This window comes from Belnapia moabensis DSM 16746 (assembly GCF_000745835.1).
GTDB classification, from domain to species: domain Bacteria; phylum Pseudomonadota; class Alphaproteobacteria; order Acetobacterales; family Acetobacteraceae; genus Belnapia; species Belnapia moabensis.
In genome coordinates this window covers 18,943-38,348 of the sequence record NZ_JQKB01000050.1, presented here as the reverse complement: position 1 = coordinate 38,348, position 19,406 = coordinate 18,943, and the positions used below count along the sequence as shown (strand labels likewise).

General features: G+C 67.1%; 10 protein-coding genes and 3 pseudogenes. 6 read left to right on the top strand and 7 right to left on the bottom strand.

Going from position 1 to position 19,406, the window contains the following annotated elements; translation table 11 throughout:
* Positions 1-333, top strand: a pseudogene (locus EP26_RS36345) (methyl-accepting chemotaxis protein); the annotation flags it as partial.
* A gap of 1,643 nt (positions 334-1,976) precedes the next feature.
* Positions 1,977-2,201, top strand: coding sequence for a transposase (locus EP26_RS36340; RefSeq protein WP_052389514.1), 225 nt, complete (start codon positions 1,977-1,979; stop codon positions 2,199-2,201).
* A gap of 400 nt (positions 2,202-2,601) precedes the next feature.
* Here EP26_RS36340 and EP26_RS35120 read toward each other — a convergent pair whose 3' ends face one another.
* The 3 genes and pseudogenes from EP26_RS35120 to EP26_RS22015 all read right to left on the bottom strand — a co-directional run.
* On the bottom strand, positions 2,602-2,916 hold the full coding sequence (locus tag EP26_RS35120) for a DUF6894 family protein (protein ID WP_157033676.1): 315 nt from the start codon (positions 2,914-2,916) through the stop codon (positions 2,602-2,604).
* A 378-nt stretch (positions 2,917-3,294) separates the two neighbouring features.
* Positions 3,295-3,432 carry a hypothetical protein gene (locus tag EP26_RS35115; protein WP_157033675.1) on the bottom strand — a complete coding sequence of 46 codons (138 nt, stop codon included), beginning with the start codon at positions 3,430-3,432 and terminating at the stop codon, positions 3,295-3,297.
* 574 nt (positions 3,433-4,006) lie between these two features.
* Positions 4,007-4,323 (bottom strand): annotated as a pseudogene (locus tag EP26_RS22015) (transposase); the annotation flags it as partial.
* A 1,797-nt stretch (positions 4,324-6,120) separates the two neighbouring features.
* On the opposite strand from EP26_RS22015, the gene EP26_RS22005 reads away from it, so the two are divergent.
* A complete protein-coding gene (locus EP26_RS22005; RefSeq protein WP_157033674.1) occupies positions 6,121-6,645 on the top strand; it encodes a hypothetical protein in 525 nt (174 codons plus the stop codon).
* Positions 6,646-8,142: 1,497 nt separating this feature from the next.
* Here the strand turns inward: EP26_RS22005 and EP26_RS22000 are convergent.
* The 3 genes from EP26_RS22000 to EP26_RS21990 form a co-directional block, all read right to left on the bottom strand.
* Entirely contained in the window at positions 8,143-8,322 is a 180-nt protein-coding gene (locus EP26_RS22000; RefSeq protein WP_043341939.1) for a hypothetical protein, read from the bottom strand.
* Positions 8,323-8,701: 379 nt separating this feature from the next.
* Positions 8,702-11,524, bottom strand: coding sequence for a response regulator (locus tag EP26_RS21995; protein ID WP_043341938.1), 2,823 nt, complete (start codon positions 11,522-11,524; stop codon positions 8,702-8,704).
* 798 nt (positions 11,525-12,322) lie between these two features.
* Positions 12,323-13,375 (bottom strand): sensor domain-containing diguanylate cyclase, encoded by a 1,053-nt coding sequence (locus EP26_RS21990; protein WP_052389513.1) that lies wholly within the window; start codon positions 13,373-13,375, stop codon positions 12,323-12,325.
* A gap of 1,634 nt (positions 13,376-15,009) precedes the next feature.
* On the opposite strand from EP26_RS21990, the pseudogene EP26_RS38660 reads away from it, so the two are divergent.
* The 3 genes and pseudogenes from EP26_RS38660 to EP26_RS21980 form a co-directional block, all read left to right on the top strand.
* Positions 15,010-15,231, top strand: a pseudogene (locus tag EP26_RS38660) (transposase); the annotation flags it as partial.
* A gap of 730 nt (positions 15,232-15,961) precedes the next feature.
* Positions 15,962-16,840, top strand: a complete 879-nt coding sequence (locus EP26_RS21985) for a c-type heme family protein (RefSeq protein ID WP_043341937.1) — start codon at positions 15,962-15,964, stop codon at positions 16,838-16,840.
* 101 nt (positions 16,841-16,941) lie between these two features.
* Positions 16,942-18,441 carry a serine/threonine-protein kinase gene (locus tag EP26_RS21980; RefSeq protein WP_043341935.1) on the top strand — a complete coding sequence of 500 codons (1,500 nt, stop codon included), beginning with the start codon at positions 16,942-16,944 and terminating at the stop codon, positions 18,439-18,441.
* Between the two features lie 115 nt (positions 18,442-18,556).
* Here EP26_RS21980 and EP26_RS21975 read toward each other — a convergent pair whose 3' ends face one another.
* Complete coding sequence (locus EP26_RS21975) at positions 18,557-19,129, bottom strand: DedA family protein (protein WP_043341933.1); 573 nt, start codon at positions 19,127-19,129, stop codon at positions 18,557-18,559.
* Positions 19,130-19,406 lie beyond the last annotated feature (277 nt).

The following is a 19,406-nucleotide window of genomic DNA, read 5'->3' as shown; positions in this document are numbered from 1 at the left end:
CAGGTCGGCCAGATCCAGACCGCCACCCGCGACGCGGTGGCCGCCATCCAGGGCATCGCCAGCACCATCGGCGAGGTCAACCAGATCGCCGGCGCCATCGCCGCCGCCGTCGAGGAGCAGGGCTCGGCCACCCAGGAGATCGCCCGCAACGTCCAGCAGGCCGCCGCCGGCACCCAGGAGGTCACCCGCAACATCAGCGGCGTCAGCCGCGCCTCGGCCGAGACCGGCGAGGCCGCCGGCCACGTGCTGCAGGCCGCCGAGGAGGTCTCCCGCCAGTCCGAGCGCCTCGGCTCCGAGGTCGCCGCCTTCCTCACCGGCGTCAAGGCCGCCTGACCACCACCTGTTGCGGAGGGCGGCGCCAAACAGGCGCGGTCTGCAGCAGCATTCACGGACGCTCAACACACGCACGGTAAACCGGGAGCCGACGTTTTCTTGTTTGTCTCACTCACCCCGCCGGTCACTCGGCGGGGTTTTTGCTGCGCCATCCGCGCCTGCGATCCAATGCGTCGGGGCAGCGGGGAGGCGGGGAGGCGGACAGATGGCCATCCGCGACTAGGGTGAGACACAACCTAGCTCCCCGCCGCGCACATAGTAGGCGGATGTTCCACCAATGAACACAACGCCCGCGTGAGGCGCGCTCACACCTGGCGACAATGCGCATGCTGGGCTACCGCGCTGCTGCATCGGGCGACCTGTGTGACAAGGGGGGGCGGAGAGGGCGAGCAAAACTGCTGCCTGGGGGGATGTAAAGGCCCTCTCCGTTGCCGCGACTATGGCCGACGGACATCAACCAAATACAGTCACACCAGCGAGAGCGGCGACTCGAGCCGTAATAGCCAAGTTGATTCGGCCAGATATATAATCTTATGAGTTATAAAACATGCAACTATAAACCTGTAGATTTATATCTGCATGATTTTACGTTGCGGTCCGATATCAACCTGCAGTTTTGCTACGCAAATCGGGTACTAGCTGTTGCGCCAGTCCGCAGAGTCTATGCATAGGTTTAGAGGCCAACAGCGCGGGGGGCTGCTTGTTGGCGATGGCAGCGGTGCTGGTGTCGGGGGGCACCACACCGCTGTCCTAGTTTCAGCAACGGGGGGGCGCTCCGGCGACGACAGGGGACAGGGGGCGCCGCCGGAGCTGATCGTGGCCTGGGGGGAGGCGCGCGACTACCCCTATATGGCGAGCACCAGATCTCAACCACAAGGGGAAGTTCGCAAAGCGGAGCTTCGACGCAATATATTGCGTTCTCGTCGCAGTGTCGCGTCTGCCGTACCCGTTCCCATTGGGCGAATCGCCCGGTCGAGGCAGCGTCGTCCCTTCGTCTCCAGGATGTCCAAGCCGCCTCACCATGGCCTGCGCCGGTGGCGTGTTCAGCCTCCGCAGCGCCGGGCCGACCAGCTGCTCCTCTGCCGCTGAAACCGTCATCGCCGCGCCCAGCTCGATCGCCAGCACCCCGCCCGCGCCCATCGGCGGCTGCAGCGTTGGGCCAGCCGTCTACCACCGTGACACGCCGGCTCGAGCGTCAGCGGCGCAAGCGTCCGGCGCAGCATGGTGATCGCATTGCACCGCGCCAGACGCCATCCGAACGGCGACGGCGTGCGGCGTCCAGCGCGGTCTTATCAAGACCTGCCTTGGCGCGGACGCGCTGCTGCGGGCGGTTTGTTGATCACTGTGGCTCATCCGGTGCCGCCTGACCGGGGGATCGGCGGCGGTGCGCATCGGCAGTGCCATCTCGACCGGCTCGCAGTCTCGCCGGGGCGTCCGCCACCGCCTGCGGCATCCGAAGGTCGCGTCATCCCGTCGGGTGCACCATGCCCAGCATCGCGGCGACCGGGCCGCTCGCCACCGCCGCCGCGGCGCTGACGCCCCACCGAAGGGCACGTGACGATCCGCGGCCTGGTGGCCAAGCTCGCTGCCCGGGGCTGAGACATCCGCCGCCTCGTCCGCCACGAGCTCGTCCTCAAGCGGTCATGACCGTGCCGGGCGCACCGATCAGCGCCCCGGCCTTCCTCGCCATCATCGACGACCTGGAGCGGTTCAAGCATGCACGTGAGGTCGGTCGTTGTCTCGGTCTCACGGCAACCTGCTACCCGTCCGGCAAGATCGATCGGCCTGGCCGCATCCCGATATGCGGCGATGCCTTCACCCGGACTTGCCTCTCAAAAGCAGCCCATATGGTGCTGACCATGGTGTAGCGGTTCTCGCCGCTGACAGTGTCGGGCACCCGTTGGGTAGGGCGGATCGGCGCCCGGAGGGCGCGGGTCGCGGTCGCGCGCAAGATCGCCGTCATACGGCCCTGCATCTGAACCGACGGCGCCGAGGTCTGGTGGGCGCGCGAGAAGACCCAGATTGCCTAACCCACGTCCCACCATTCAGGCTCCGCGCCGGCGGAGAGGCTGTCCCGGTCGGTACAGTGGGTGGCAGCGACTGCGCAGTCAGCGTTGGCCAGTCTGGCCAGCTACGTCTGATCAGGCCGCCTCAAACATCGCCTGACATCCATCACGGGGCGGATCACACCGATCCCGGAGGAACCATGCCCCAGCAGCGGCCCGCCGCGCCGCGAATGCGTGACCGGAAACCGCGATGAGCCAACAGTCACGTGGCCGGTGAGTTTTGCGGGTCTTGCTTATGCGTCTTCGAGAGCGGAACTGTCGCCAGCACTCGGCCTTGTTCATCTGCGATCTGGAAATATGCCGTCCGAACACATCCGGTCTTTTTTAAGTCGTCGATGATGATTTGACTCGCCGTCGCCAATGCCTTCATCCGAGCTGCGTTCAAGCTCGTGAATTGCTCCCCCTCGTGATCGAGAACCACTCCAGTCTCATCGTGGAAATGGAAAAAAAACCTCGGCATGGAGCGCACAATACGCTCGCAGAATTCCGAAACCGAATAAATTGTAGTGACCGTCATGAATTGAGCTCCGACAACTCACCAGTTCATTTTGCTGCCCCAAAGTGCGTTGACGTTTCGATGAAACTCTCAAAGCATAACGTGGGCGCGAGGCAGTGGGCGATGTTGGCCGCAGACTGTATGCAGCCCCACTGTGGACGAAAACCTGAATCCAACAGCTGTAACCCCAGCTGCGCCGTTGCCGCGTCCAGCAGCGCCCCATCACCTCCTCCGATGCGTCCATTCAGGACCTAAGGCGCTGCGGCTGGCGACATGCGCCAGCGGACAGAGCAACTGCTACTGACGCAGGGTGTCCGGGTTAGGGCATCACAGGCGATGCTGGCGGTGGCTGACGCTCGCAGGCCGTTCTGTTGGGGCTGGTCAGAGCGACCACCAGACCTATTGCGCGAGGAACCAGAACAAGCCCAGGAGCCAAGCCAGGCCAAGGCTGTTGGTCGCGATGTAGCGGCCTAAACCGACCTTCTCATCGCCGTTGATACGCTGAACATCAGCGGCGGCGTCGAACATGTGGCCCATGGCTAAACCCCCTTACAGATTTGAGAGGGGGCCATCCGGCCCCGGCTTGATCCCGAGATCCCCACCGCGGTCACAAGCCCCTCCCGGCTCTCGGAATAGTTGATAACATAACCGTGATATCTAGCAAATGGTTTGCGTGCCTCGCCGTGATCTGTCGTCACCACCCCTGCCGCGGTCAGCTGCAATCAGGGACCTGCTGCCCAGGCTCAGCAGGCCAGCCAGAGAGCCGAGATTCATAAGCGGCACGTCTGCTTGATCCGGCGAGTCCGGGTGCCGGCTGACTGGCGTGCTCTTCCGGGACGGGTCGTGGGGATGCAAAGGCCCGGCGGGTGTTCCGGCTGGCCAGGCACGGTTTGGGAGTTGCGGGGCGGGCAACCTGCCGCAACGTCAGCGTTAAGGGCCTTATGCATCTACCGCTACTGGCCATGTTCCTGGCCGCCGTCCTGATCCTCAGTTGCTGGGCCCTGGCCTCGCACCTGCAAGGCTTCTGAGGCGCCACTCGGCGGCTCCCGCACCTGCGAGACCCGGGACACGGGTTGCGCGGGAGCCATTCCGCTCCGGCCTGTCCCATGGCAAGCCTGATGCTTATCGACTTCCCTCCCGGCCGAAAAAAGCGGTGGCGCGCTTCAGGATGTCCCGTTCCTGGCGGAAGATCTCGTTCTCCCGCTGCAGCCGCTTCAGCGCCGCCGTCACATCCGGCGCTGCCGATCCGTCAGGCGCTTCCGCCGCGCGGTCCCGACTGCGGCCGAGCCAAGGCACCAGCGTCGAAAGCCCTACCCCGAGATCCTCCCCGATCTCCCGCCCGGTTCGGCCACTCGTTCGAACCAGCTGGACAGCCTCGTCCTCAAACTCTTTCGTACACCGTCGCTGCTGTTTCGTAAGGGTCCTTATGCGCCATCGGAGCGGGAGGCGAGGTTGCGCCCAGCGCGATCAACCGGAGTTCGGGCGGCTAATCTCGTCCATACGCAACGACCGAATCACATACCCAGGGCACAGTTTCGCCAGCAACAAAGTTTCGGTCCTGATTTCGAGCGCGTTCAGCAAAACAGCCTGCGTTATCTCCAGGCTCCATGCTATCTCGTACCGATCCCAATCATCCTTGTAACCACTAAAATAGTATCGCTCGGCTGCGCCGGCTTCCGTAGCCAAGATAACATGTTTCGCCATAGGTTTTCTTCATGCGATGGCAGATTGCGGTTGCGCCATCGTGGACCGTATTGTTTTTCGGATCGCGCAACTAATTCGTGAGACGCAATCACAACAAGATCGCGCGCGGCTCGGGAGGCCCCGCTCCGGCGAGCGGGTGGAGCCCCCGACCTCCGGTCAGGCGAGTCCACGATGCAAGTGAGGCCATCCAGGGCGCAACAGCCGGAAGGCCGGCTTGCCCGGCGGCACAGCATCCAGGCGGTAGCGTCACACCGTTGGGGTCCGTCTGGGAGACGATGCCACCCGGGCCGCACGCCCAACACGGCCAATCACGGAAACTGCACTTTTGGTTGCTCTGCAGGGTCTGTAGATCTATTTCTGGGAGTCTACGGTCCGGATCTGCTGCTGTGCCCACCGCTCTCATTGGTTTCCCGACCCTCCACCGTCGCGGGACCAGTCTCGCTGATAGCTTGGCTGCCGCAGAGTTCGTGGCCTTGCTGCCAGATTGGATGGTTGAGGAACGGGAGATGGGCAGCGGGGAAATGTGGCTGCAGATTGTATCCTCTCCTGCCAAGGCAGCCCGGTCGGCCAGTTGGTCTGTTCGGCGATCGGGTGGCCTGCTCACCGTCACGGATGCCGACAACGACCGCCTGAGCTGGACATTTCCATCCATGCACGCGGCCCTGGCTGCGGTCGTTGGTTCGGAGACACCCTGCCACGGCGCTGCCGAAGCCATGGCGTTGGGCTGAGCTGCATAGGATGATTCAAGGCCAAGCGAGTGCTTGGCCAGGACGCCGGTGCAAGGCCTGCCATGCCGCGGGCGCCGGTATCTCCGGATGGTGGAGCCCCCGACTGGCATAAGCCTGTTCCGTGCGGCGCCAACCTGTGCTGGTGAGCTGGCACCGCCAGAGCCGGCCAGGTGGCCTGCGGCTGGTCAGCCCGCAAGCACCAGCCGTGGCCGGGTCTTGCCCGCCCCTTGCTGCATCGCAGGGGCGTGGTTGCCACGCGAGCTCCTCTTACGGCGCCATGGGCTCCGTGGTGCCCGTGCTGCAACCCTGGGCCTCACCCTCGCACCAGGGCGGGCTGGCTCTGGCCTAGCCCCAGCTCGTCCCGTCTTCCCGTGATACGCGGCGGCTCGGTCAACATCGGCATCCGACCGACCACCGATGGTGCCAGGTGCTCGCAGGCGACCTTGCCGCGCTACGAGCAGACCGTGGCCGACCACCCATGGCCACCAACCTCCAGGGCGCTGCTAGGCCAGCCCATCCGCCCTGCGGCTGCTATCCCGGTCGAGGGTACGCTGCGACAGCCGCGGGCAGCGCTGGCACCATCGCCGAAAGGCGGCGCTGCGGTAGCAGTGATCAGGCGTCTGACAGGCGTTGTTTGAATGGCACAAGCCGCTCGGCAAGGCGGGCAGCAAGATCTTTCTGAAGTATTGTTCTATCCGCTGTCATGCCGCCTCCGGCGCTATACCATGGATGCGCCTGGAGATCTGGGGTACGATCGACTGTGGGCCTCGATAACACTTTGCAGATGGGAAGCATGGCGGATCTCGAACCTGATGGGGGCGGCATCCAATGGCTGTCCTATGATGCCATAGCAGCGCTGCGAGGAACCGGTCGGGATGCCGCCATGCGGTTGGTGCGGCGCCAGCGTTGGCCCCTCAGATATGAGGATGACGGCGAGGTTCGCGTTGCTGTTCCCGATCCTTTTTGCCAGGGCGTGGCCGCCAAGCGCAGGATCCGAGGCCAAGAGCACTCGCACGCTGCTGGGCAGGTCGGCCCGGAGGAGCAGGGGGCCGCCGAAGCCCTCCCCGATGGTGAGGAGGATCGGTCCGCCGCCGTGAAAGCATTGTCGGAGCATATTGCTGCGTTACGGCAGCAGTTGTCCGTGGCGCAGGAAACCGCGGCGGACCAGGAAGAACAGCTTCGGCACGACCTGGACACCGCATCGACGCAACTGGGCAAGATGCAGACAGAACTGGCCGCAGCGCGGCTGCGGGCGGCGGCGTTTCAGGCCACTCTCGCGTTGGACCAACGGCCATTTTGGCGCCGCTGGCTGCGGTGACCGGTGCGGATCAGCGCCGGTGTAAGCCGAACACCTCGCCCCAGCATGGCCCGCGGCTCTGCGGCTACGACCGCCACCGGATGCGACCGATCGCACCGGCGCCGTCCTGCCTCCCAGGGTTGAAAGACCGTCGTGGGTCAGCCCTTTCCCGCCCAGTCTGTGAGGCCCTCCTTGTGCCGGCCATGCGGCCACCGGCCGGGGTGGCCGGCTGCTCGGCGCCAGCCGAGCGGTCATGCCGTGGTGCAGGCAGGTCCCAGCGTCTTGGTCTCGCCACCGGGGACCGCCCGGTCGGGGGCGGAGGAACCTCGATCTCCCGTGGATGTCGCCAGCTGTCATGCCGGGCCAAGCTGCGGGCGTGCCGCAAGCCGCCCCGACGGCTGCGCATGGTGACGGCGACGCGCTTTTCGGCCTGGAGGCTGGCTGCCCTGCTACGGCCCCGTGCCTTCCTGCCGCGGGTGGCCTGCTCCTGCGAGCCCACCATAGCGGGGGCGGCACGATGCATCGCCTGAGCCCCCTCATGCCGGGCGCAACAGTGTCGGCGGCGCGTGCCGCATCCGCCTTGGTGACAGCGCCGGGATCCACGCTGGCGTGGCCGGCGGGAGCGAGCCGGAGGCCATGACCGCGGCCGCAGGGGAGGGGCCTGGAGGCTACCCCGATTGGCTGCCGGCCAGATGGCCGGTGGTGCCCTCGCTCCCTGTCGAAGCGCTGGGGCAGTTGGTGAGGCGGCTCGGGATGCAGCCCAGGCGGGCAGTCAGGAGGTTCTATGGGTTGCATCCATCGGGCCGGCGCAGCGATCGGTCCGGGATGGTCTGAGCAGGCTGGCGCAGGGCCCGCTCCCAGACCATGCGGGACAATGGGTGTACCCAGGCTTGGTGAGGGAGGCCGCTTTGGGTCGTGTCGCCGCCCGCGCCATGCGCTCGGCGGCCGACCATCTCGTCTGGTTCTGCCGACCGGGGCATGGTGCGGCCTCACATCTCGACCTGGCCACCCTGGCGAGACGGACGGAACACGCCGCGTCCGCACCATTCCGAGCCGTCGCCGGCCCCACGGGTGATGGCCTTGCTGCGTTGCCTGGGCAGAGGAACCCGTCCAGCGTCAGCCGGTGCCAGTCCAAGTTCAGAATGACATGAGGCATGCCATGCGGTGGTCAGCGGCTATCGATGACGCGACGGCCGAACCCTGACATCAGTCTGACACACCGATCACCATAAGGCCTGGTGCCTGCGTGACGACACCAGCACTCCAGCCGCGAGCAGGACCGCAGACGCGGCGTGCCACGGGTCAACGGTGGTGTTCGATCGCCGACAGAGATCGTGCCGCCTCTGCGCGTGGAGCAGCCAGACCGCGGGACAGGATATCGACGGATGGGAGATGGGGGTCAGGGGAGGCGGTGGGCCACCGATCCGGAACCGGCCGGCTGGCCAGGGGCAGTGCCGCGGGAGACTGACCCTCTAGCAGGGGGAGCCGTCCTGCTCCTGACCTTGGGGGAAGCCGGTGTTAAAATGCGATCGCCCACACCGCCAAAGCCAGCTCCAGGCCGGCGATCGTTCCCACGGTCAGTAGAACCATGCGCTCGGTCCGGGCGGCCTCATCAGCCGAAGCGCTCAGCCGCTCGGGATCACTGGCCAACGGTGCCGTTGCCGGTTCGGCCCGGTCCCAAACCAGATCCATGCTCATGGTTGCCCTCTCATGCTGCGCTGCAGCACAATAACCCGAACGAGTATCCCTGGACATTGGATTCCCGCTACGCGTGCTTTTCGACCGCCGTAAGGAGATGCGGGATAACCGGCGCCCGAGGGCCGGGCCGATGCCGGGACCCATCTCATGGCGTCAGCCCGGCTTGCTCCAGACCGGGCTGGGGGAGCGCCATCCTGCCGGGCCAGCGGTGCTGGCCGGGGGAGCAGGGTTGAGCCTGCCGCCTTCGCCGGAGCCGCGCTTGGCCCAATTGCGTCGACGCAGGCTGCGGGTTCCGCCGCGCGGCACACCAGCCGGCCGCGGCGTCGCTGACCGCGGCGTCGTGCTGCGGCATCGCCGGCTGGCGGGCGGTCAGCCTCCGTTATGCGGTGGCGCTGACCAGATCATGGTTCCGCATCGTCGGCAGGGAGGCCTCTATCGCCGCATCCAGCGCTTGCGCGAAAGCGGGTATGTCTGGGCTGCCAGCCCGCACGGCGCGCTCGAAGCGGCGCGCCAGACCTGCCAGCCGCTCGAAGCCAAACATCCCGGCACTGCCCGCGAGCGCATGCGCCGCTTCGGCCTCGGCCTCCCTGGCCGGACCGCCCGCGGCCATCGCGCGCAGCGTCGCCAGCAAGGTCTCGCTGCGGGTGGCCACCATGCCCAGATAAGACTCCAGGGCAGTCCCGGTCAGAACCGTCGCCGTGCGCGCAAACACCGCAGCATCGCAGACTGGCAGGTGCAATCCCCAGGCGAGCCGGTGCGCCGGATCAGCCGGCGGTTCGCCGATCCCCAGCGGATCAGCGCCCTGACGGACCTGGCCGCCAGCCAAGGCCAGGGCCAACGCATCGAGCAGGGCATCGAGGGTGAACGGCTTGGCCAAATGCCCGTCCATGCCGGCCTCGCGGCAGACCGCCACTTGTTCGCTAAAAGCCTGTGCCGCCAGCGCCACCACCGGCACCTGTCCGCGCGCGCCTGGCAGGGCCCGGATGCGGCGCGTGGCTTCTAAACCGTCCATCTCGGGCATGCGCACATCCATCAGCACCACATCGAAGTCGTCGTCCGCTGCCGCGGCCACACCGGCCGCGCCGCCCTCGGCCAGGGCCACGATGTGCCCAGCCGACTGCAGGAAAGCGGCCGCAATTTCGCGGTTCATGGCGACATCATCCACCACCAGCACGCGCAGGCTCTGCCCCGGCGGCCTGATCCATGGCGCCGGCGGGGTTTTGGATGACCCCTCCAGGGCGGGGCTGACCGCCAGCGGCTTCGCTGGCAGTTCCAGCGCAAACAGGCTGCCGCCGCCAGGGTTGTCGTCGTAGCGCAGCTGCCCGCCCATTTGCGCCGCCAGCCGAGCCGACAGGGCCAAGCCCAGACCGGCGCCCTCGGCCTGGGTGTTGCCCAGCCGGCTGAACTCTTTGAACAGGCCGCAGCGTTTGTCCGCCGGCACCCCAGGCCCGGTATCCGCCACCACCAGGCGGATCCTACCCTGCGGCCCACGCTGCAATTCCAGCCGCACCGCGCCCTCGGGGGTGAACTTGATGGCGTTGCCCAGCAGGTTCAGCAGGACCTGGCGCAGCGCGGTGGCATCCAGCGTGAGGTGCTGCGGCAGGTGGGGCTCCACCGCCAGACGCAAGGTCAATCCCTTGGCTTCAGCCATCGGGCGGACCACCGCCAGGCATTCGCCGGCCGCGTCCTGCAGGTCGACCTGGCTGAGCCGTTGCGGGTTACTCTCGGCCTCGACCTCGGATAGGTCGAGGACCCGGTTGACCATGCCGAGCAGATGCCGCCCCGCGCCCAGCATCGCGCCCACACGGGCGGTTTGGATGGGGTTCAGATCACCCCCGGCGGCGAGCAGCTGGGTATAGCCGAGTATGCCATTGAGCGGGGTGCGCAGCTCATGGCTGATGCCGGCCAGAAACCGCGTCTTGGCCCGATTGGCGCGCTCTGCCTCATCGCGGGCCCGCGCCAGATGTCGCGCCAAACGCTCCAGCTTGACATTGGCGGCCTGGAGCTCCGCCGCTTTGGCTTCCCGCTCGGCTTCAAAGCGGCGCCGCTCGGTAACATCGCGGGTCACCGCGACAAAGCCGTCCGGCGCACCGGTCACCGCATCCTGCAGGCCGCGCATGGTGATTTCAACCTGAGCCTCCCGTCCATCCGCCCGGTGCACCCGGCAGCCAACCGCCACGTCCGCCTCGCCCGCCGCCAACCGTGCCCGGGCAGCCGTGAGCATGGCGTGGTCCTCGGGATGGATGATGTCCAGCAGGTCGCGCCCCAGCAATGTGTCAGCCGGCCAGCCCACCACCCGAATCGCGGCCGGCGAGGCATACCGCCGCCGGCCATCCGGGCTGACCAGGGACACCATGTCGCTGGCATGCTCGGTCAGCAGCCGGAACCGGGCCTCGCTCTCCTGCAGCCGAGCCCGGTCGGCCATCAGCTCGGCCGTCCGCGCCGCCACCCGCTGCTCCAGCTCGGCATTGACCCGGCGCAGCTGCTTGGCCAGCTTGCGGTCGTGCCGGCGGCTCAGGAGCAGCGCCAGGGCGGCCAACACGCTGAGGGCGATGATCGCGCCGCAAACGATCGCGCCCCCCAAGGCCGCGCGGGCTGCCCGACCTTCGGTCTCGCCACGCTGCTGCAACAGGCGCCGTTCCTCGCTCTGTATGGCCTGGATCTGGGTGCGCAGCTGGTCGCCCAACTCACGGCCACGGCTGGGCCAGCTGCTGCTGGGCGCGCCGGCCTCGGCGTGCTGGATGACCTCGCCCAGCGCTGCGAAGCGCGCAGTCAAAAGCGGCTCGAGGCCATCCAGCAAGTCTTGCTGGACGCGATTGTCGAGCGTCAGCTCCCGCAGTACAGCCAGATCCGCCGCGACCGCCAGAGTGGCGGCTTCAAGACGCGTTCTGCTGTCTTGGATACTCGCCGGCCGGGCGCTACCCACGAGACCCAGCAGCACCGCGCGCCCCTCGCTGACCACAGTCGCCGCATCGGCCTCCAGCCGGGCCGTCTTTGCCAAAACTTGTAGCGTATGATCCACCAGCCGAGAGGCTTCCCGCTGCCGGCGCGGCAGCTCGGCAGCGCCCCAGGCCAGCACCAGGAAGGCGGCCAAGCTGAGCAGCCCAAACACCGGCACCATCCCCCATTTGGCCGCAATGGCCCCATCGGGCGAGTGGGGCGGCAGGCCAACCGGCATCGGTTCGGCGGTGTGGTTCGGCATGGCTGACACAGACCCCGGACGCGCACCGCTCCACCGCAGCGCTGAAGTGTTCACAGTTTAGTGAATTTACGGTCGAGCGAGGCCAGGCCGTGTGCCTCAAAGCCGGCGGCGCTGGCAGGCTGCCAGCGCGGGCAGTTCGATTGTGATGGCCGGCCCGGCAGGTTCGGTCAGCCAGCATGGTTTCATCCGGGCGAGCGGGCAGGTGGGCCCACCTCGATTGCCGCTCGCCGCGATGGCCGGGGTGCTTGCCCCAGGCGCGCCAGAGGCCCCCCATGAGCCGCCGATGCGCGGCGGCCCCGCCATCACCAAAAGTGGGCCCCCGGGCGTGTTACGCCGCCCGCTCCTGCCAAGCTTTGGCTGCGCGCTGCGCCCCGGCCCGGTCTGCGTTCAACTGCGGCCCTCGCCGCATAGGCGGCCGTCTGCTGGATCGCCCGCCGCGGGCGGTACCGCTGTAGGGCCTCGAGGCCGATCCCGCAGGGCAGGGCCGGTGCGAGATCCGGGATGATGGAGGCGCTGCGGGACCGTGGTGCGCGACCCTGTCCGGCACCCGTGGCGGGCGTGGCCGCTTGGCCCCGACCGCACCCCATCACGCTGGCTCCAGACCCACCCTGCCGAGGCGCCAGGATCGCCGCGGCAGGCCGAAGCCTGGACGCCTCCGGCCATCGGCCGCAAGCCCGGTAGGCCAACCGCGGCGCGCCGGCACGCCGCGCCCGACAGCCTGGTCGAGGCTCTCACCCAGGCGGTGCGAAACCTACCTATTCCCGACGGCCGATCCCGCCAGGAGGGCCCGCTGGCCCCTCACACCATGGTGTGGCAGTGGCGCCGGGACGCGGCAGTGTCAGAGAAGCTCGCGCGCTTGTACTCCCGATACGTGATCCGATTTTTGCCGGCCAGTTTCGCCGCATACATCAGCTCATCAGCCGCAGCGAGCGCTTCAGCCACGTCGTCAGGCGGTGTGCAAAATGAAACAACACCGATTGACGCCGTGACGGGCCAGCCGCCCAGATCCATGCGCGCCTTGACCTGCAGTCGTATCCGCTCTGCCACTGTGGCGCCGTCGACATCGCCCCCTTGCAGCAGTACCGCAAACTCGTCGCCGCCCAAGCGCGCGGCCACGTCTTCGCGCCGCAAGCTCGCGGTCACCGTTGACGCAATCTCCCGCAGAACATGGTCACCGGTGGCGTGGCTCCACACATCATTGACCCGCTTGAAGCCATCGAGATCCAGAAACAGCAGGGCGAAGCGGCCGCCGTGTCGCTTCTGTAAAGCGATGCTGCGATCAAGGGTGTCGAGAAAGGCGGGACGGTTGGCGATCCCGGTCAGGGCGTCGGTGAGCGCCAGATGCTGCACCTGCAACATGGCTCGCCGGAGCTCCAAGGTCGTGGACACCGCATCAGCGAGCTTCTGCAAAATGCCTTTCTGGTCGGCGCTCAGCTCTCGGGGCCGGCCGTCAATGATGCAGAGTGTGCCAAGTGCGAAGCCCTCCGGATTGACGAGCGGCACGCCAGCGTAGAAGCGAATATGAGGCTCCTGCGTGACAAAGCTGTTGTCGGCGAAGCGCGGATCACGGTGCGTGTCCGGCACTTCCAGGATCTGGTCCGGGGTCAGGATCGCATGCGCACAAAAGGCGAGATCGCGTGGTGTCTCGGTCGCCTCCAGGCCGTGCCGGGCTTTGAACCACTGCCGGTCAGCATCGATCAACGAGACCAGCGCAACCGGGCTGCCGGTGAGTTTGGCGGCGAGTTCCGCCATGTTGTCGAAGGTGGTCTCACAGGCAGTATCGAGCACCTTGTAGGACCGTAAGGCGGCAAGCCGCTCAGCCTCATTGATCGGTAATGGCGCAGACGGCATGTGAGCTATCCTTTGGCAGGAATGCTGCTCCGTCAGCAACAGCCGATCCTGCTGGCGGTCTCATACCGCGTTGGCCTGTTCTATGCCTGTCATCCGGTGCCTCATTTGCTTGCGCGGAACGGCCAAGCCGCCTTGGGGCGCGGTGGATAGTCCGCCTTGTTGCGCACCATTCGCCCAGCGGCAGCCGCCGCAATTCAGCAGCCGATGAGGGCCTGATCCCTGGCCAGCGGCGTCGTGCCTGGGGCCAGACACCCGCCGATCGCCCGGCGCATGACCAATGCTCGGAGCGGCGCGACGCTGGCGCCGTCGGCAGGCCGCCCAGCGACGGGATGGGCACCGCGACGTTGCCGGCGCTGCGGCCACCGCGCTGCCATGCAAGGGCAGAGCAGAGTTTCAGGCGGCAGCGGCAATACGGCTGATCTCTGCCCACAGCTTGAACGCCCGCACCCTTGCGGCGTGCAACCCGCTGGCGGAGATGTGGTCGCGGCGGCGAGGGACGAGAATGGCGATCTCGTCGTGGGCGGACAGGGCTCGCTAAGCCTGCCACGCTGACAAGAAGCGGTGTCTCGGCCGCTCCCGGCGTCGGGTCGGCTGATGTGAATGCTTGCCCGGTTGGTCAGGCCCTCAGCCAGTCGCGCCAAATCCGCAGCGATGCGGGCTTGGGCGATGGTGACGACAAGCGAGCCAACGAATTCTGTTCTTTCTACCCCGCGATCACGGTATCGAGAGCGCAGACATCAGGACAGCAGCCATGCCGGTCACCGCTCACCAGACCGAAGCCTCCGGTCTCGAACCACTCGGCCCTTGCTATGACGACGGTGACCCAGCGCCGTTTCCGGGCGAGCTGGATTAGTGGTTACCGTCGTGGTTCCGGCAGACAGCAGCGCGAGAGCAACCACCAGGACCGCGGCAGTTATCCGGTCTGTTTTACGAGGCGCCAGCGCGATCAACCTGCTGCACGCGGCGTGTCTCCTTCTGGCGACCGCTCCAGCCATGGCACAGACCACAGTCATCGAAAAACGCTGCCTTGTCCAGATTGGCGACCAGCCCGACGATCAAAATTTAGAATTCATCATTATGAGTAAACTAACCCAGGAGCGGTGTGTGCGTGGCGATGCGCTGTTCTTGCAGTATATACCCCACTCGATACCGCCTCTTCTTCTGGCGTCGGCGCTCTGTGACTTCGGAAAGCAGGTTTTAATTCGAGAGTATCCTACACACTTGTTTGGTCACATGACCAACCTGGCTTGCGTGTACGCGGGAGGCCACCGCTTGGATCGGTGATGCCGATCGGGGCAGTGCGACCGACAAGGCTGAAGGTTTGAGAGGGAGCCATCCGGCTCCAGCCTGTCCTGAACTGCAAGCCGCAACCAAGGAAAATCGCAGTCGCAAGCCCCTTCCGGCTCTCGCTATGGTTGATAAAATAGGCAGGGGTGTTTGGGAACGGGGTCTGTGCCTTTTTCCACCCGGTCACTCAACCCACCGCTCAGCCAGAGGCGCGTAGTGCCAGGCAGGAAACGAAGGCGACGCGCAGTCAGCGTCGCCATTGCCCGCTCGGCCCGGTTGGTCAGGCCCTCGTGCCGGCGGTGCTCGACACCGGACGTCACCGCCTGACCGGGAGGTGCGCCCCGGAGATGGTCGCAGCGCCCGGCATGGCTACTGCACCCGCAGCGGAGATGCTCGTCCTGGTTGGCGACACCCCAGAACGGATCCGCTCCGAGGCCGCCTTCGCCAAGCTTTGCGGCGCCTGCCCCATCCCGGCCTCGAGCGGCGGGACCAGCCGGCATCGGCTGAACCGCGGTGGCCATCGCCAGGCCAACGCAGCCCTCCACCCTGGTGTGGGCGTGCGTCTGCGCATCACCAACCCGCTCTCGGCGAGGTCCAGCGCCGCACCGCCACAGGAAAGAGCAAGCAGCAGCTCATCCGCTGCCTCATGCGCTTCGTGGCACGGGACATCGTCCGCTATCTCTGCCGCACGCCCAAAGCCATCAACTCAACCCAAGTCCTTGCGTGATCTCGTGAGAAGCATCGGTGGGGGCGCATCAGCTCGCGGCACGGTGTCGACGGGCGGCAGGTCCACCGTTCCAGGGCTGCTCTGCTGGGCCGCGCGGCACCTCCGGGCGGAGCCCAGCGCATGGGGTGTCGGTTCGTTCTACGCATCGGCCCGGGGTGTGGCGACGGGAACGCTTCGCCCGCGGCGCGGCCGCGGCGGGCGTCTCGTCCATAGCGGCGCCCGCCATCGCCGGCCTGGGCGCCACCCCCACGGCTTCCCGCGCAGGCCGTACCGGGGCCGCAACGTCGCCGGCCGGTCTGGCCGGATCCACTGTGGCCGCCATCCCGGCTGCCTCGCCAGGCCGGGTAGGACACCCTCGGCCCGAGGGCAACCCGCGTCGCCTCCCTGCTGGACCAAGGCCGCCCCAGAGCGGGCCGCGGGCCTGGACTGCGGCCGATCATCTATCAAGTTGCTCGTAACAAATTCGTGGGAGTGTGGCCCACCGAGGCGTGGGCGCTGCGGCCTCGCCGCGGCGAGGCCTGTCCAGGTTTGGCCAGCGAGCGCCAGGGCAAGGCTACGTGAGGGATACCGTCATGGGTTTGCGAGCGAAGTTCAACTTGGCGGTGCTCGGTGTGTTCCTGCTCGGCTTTGCCGGCGCCTGGCTGTTCCTGGAGCAGCGTTTCCTCGCAACCGCCCGGACGGAGGTTTTGCAGAACGCGCGGATCATGCTGAGCGCGGCCAATGCCGTGCGCGGCTTTACGGCCCGCGAAACCGGTCCGCTGATTACCGCCGCCGCCACCCAGATGGGCCGCTTCGAGCCGGCGAGTGTGCCCTCCTATGCGGCGCAAACCAATTTTCATGCGGTGCAGGCAGAGTTCCGGGATTATACCTATAAGGAAGCTGCCCTAAACCCGACCAATCCACGGGACCGTGCCACGGATTGGGAGACCGATTTCATTCGCAGTTTCCGTGACCGCGCCGAATTGACCGAGCTGATCGGCGAGCGACTCACCCCGACCGGACCGGTTCTGACACTGGCGCGGCCCCTCACGGTCTCCAGCGCGCAATGCCTGGTCTGCCACAGCACACCAGACCGGGCGCCGGCAGCCATGGTGCGCAGCTATGGTGCGACCAATGGCTTTGGCTGGCAGATGAACGAAACCGTGGGCGCACAGCTGGTATCCGTGCCGATGGCCCTGGCGATCCGCAACGCGCAAACCAATCTTCATGCCACCATGGCGATCCTGTTCGGGATCTTCGTTGGCATCATGCTGATGTTGAACTGCCTGCTGCATCTGTTGGTGGTGCGGCCGGTGGTGCGGTTGTCCCAGATCGCCACCGCCGTCAGCCTCGGCGACACGGTTGCCGGCGATTTCGAGCATGGCGGACGCGATGAAATCGCCAGCTTGGCCGCGGCCTTCACCCGCATGCGGCGTAGTCTGGACAGCGCCATGAAGATGCTGAGTGCATAACACACACCGCGCCACCCTGAAGGCCCGCACCAGCCGGGTCCGGCGGTGCGACCTCCACTCTGGTCCCGCTGTGCTGCGGCTTCTACGAAAGCACTGACGCTATGGCCCCGGAGCCGTCCGAGTTTGCCGAGATCGGCCGTTATCGCCCCCAGGCTGTGCTGGGCGCCGGCGCCATGGGCGTGGTCTACCGCGCCAGTGACCCGCTGCTGGATCGGCAGGTAGCGGTCAAGGTCATGCGGACCGCTGGGCTCGATCCGGACCAGCACGCCGAGTATATGGCCCGCTTTACCATCGAGGCGAAGGCGGCCGGTCGCTGCTCCCACCCGTCCATCATCATGGTTCATGATTTCGGCGACGGTGCCGATGGCCCGTTTCTGGTGATGGAGTTGGTGAATGGACCAACCCTCGCAGCCCTCCTCCGCCGGCCCCGGTCGTGTGAGACCGTGACGCTGATCGCGCTGCTGCTCCCGGTCTTGGAGGGTCTCGGTGCCGCGCATGCCCATGGCATTGTGCACCGCGATATTAAGCCCGCCAATATCATAGTGGCCGGCCCCCCAGACGCGCCCATGCAGCCCAAGATTGCCGATTTTGGGGTGGCACGCCTGCCAGCGGGGGCGCGGACCCTGGCGGGGGATATGCTCGGGACGCCCAACTACATGGCGCCGGAGCAGGCGCTCGGCGACCAGGTCGACCACCGCGCGGATGTGTTCAGCGTGGCCGCCATTCTGCATGAAATCCTGCTGGAGCGGCCCCCCTTTGCTGCCCCCAGTCTGGTGGAAACGCTGCAGCGGCTCACCGGACCAGCTGCCGTCGATCTGGCCGCCCTCGCAGGCTCGCCCATGCGTCCCGTGCTGCAGCGTGGCCTGGCGAAATCGCCAGCTGATCGCCCGGCCACCGCGGTGGAGTTTGCCGCCGAGATCCGCGCCGCGCTGACGCTCATGCAGGAGCACACGCTGCAGGCGGAGCACGCCACGGTGGTGCTGCGCCCGGGGTCTGATCCGCTCGGACCAGGCCCCCAGGGATGGGCCTCAGAGGCCGCGCTGCACGCCGCGCCCAGCCGCTTCGATCCGCTGTTCACCAGTCGTCTTGCGGATGAATTGCGCCCGGTGCTCGGCCCGATTGCCACCACCCTGGTCCGCCGGGCAGCCGCCCGGGCCAACACGCCGGACGAGCTGGTGCGGCAGGTGGCCGCAGCGCTGGAGCAGCCCGCGGATCGCAGCGCCTTTCTCCGCCGCCATATGCTGGGACCTGGGACCGCCACGCCCAGCGGTCAGGATCCGCTCAGCCTGACCCCGGCCAGGACCTCCGGGTCTGCCGGCGCGGCCAGTGCCACCGGCGCATCCTGGAGCCGCAGCCCGGATAGCGCCGCCGGGCTGCGCCTGGAATGGTCTGACGTGGTGCTGACCGTGGCTCAGGCGGCACTCGCCTTTCACCTCGGGCCCATGGCCAAGGTGTTTGTGCGGCAAGCCCTGCGAGACGCCCAGGATATCGACAGCCTGTTGGATCGGCTGGCCGCGCATCTGCCCGATCCGCGGCAGATCCCGGCCTTCCGCCGCCAACTCCGCGCGGAGATCGAGGCCAAGCTACGGCCGACGGCCTGAGCGATGCCGCCGTCGCGGCGCTGCGCTTGCTGGGTCGCCCGGGCCTAACATTGCCGGCGTCCCAAACCGCCATCGCCGTTCAGGAGGGGGCGGGCCCGGATCGGGCGCGTTGCTGCTAGCCCAGGGTCGCCGTCACCGTGGGGGAGCGTGGCCGGCGCATCCAGAGACGGAGGCCAAGGGCCACCACAATGGCGAGGCCAAGGGCACCCACGGCATGGCCGATATGCTCCGCCCCAAGCCATCCCACGGCATACCAGCCCGCCGCCACAAAGCTTGCCGCCCACAGCCCGGCCGCCGCCAGGTTGAGCACGGCGAAGCGCAGCCGTCCCATGCCCGCAATGCCACAGGCCGCTGCGGCCACATTGCGCACGCCATAGACAAAACGAAAGCCCAGCACAAAGGCGGCGCCATAGCGATCCAGCAGGCCGGACGCGACCGCGAGCCGCCGTTCCGCCGCGGGGATCCGGTGCAGGGCACGCGGGCCATAGCGCCGGCCCAGGGCAAACCACAATTGGTCGCCCGCAAAGGAGCCGCCCCACACAGCCAGGGCCAGCAGCCAGGGGTCGATCAGCCCCGTGGCTGCCCCCGCTGCGGCGGCAAACAGGACAAAAGTTTCACCCTCGAAAAATGCCCAGGCCGCAGCGGCCGCATAGGCCAGCAAACCCCACTCGGCCCAGAACTCGGCCATGCTGCTCTCCCTGGTTGGTCTCTGGGGGAGGCCCCGGAGCCTTTGCGGCATGTTGGGACTCTGCTTGCCGTGATCACAAGCGGCGCGGTGCCGAATTCGGCGGTCGCCCGCTGCCTGCCCCCATGACCGGGCGAGGAGCGGCGCTGCAGCGCCAGCCGCCGCCGCCGCTGTCCTGATCCGGACAAATCTAGAAAAGCGCCATTCAGCCGGGGTTAAGCCGGGTTTCACACAGCCCTGCCCACAGCTTTATCCCCGGACCTGGGGATAAGTGCGGGGA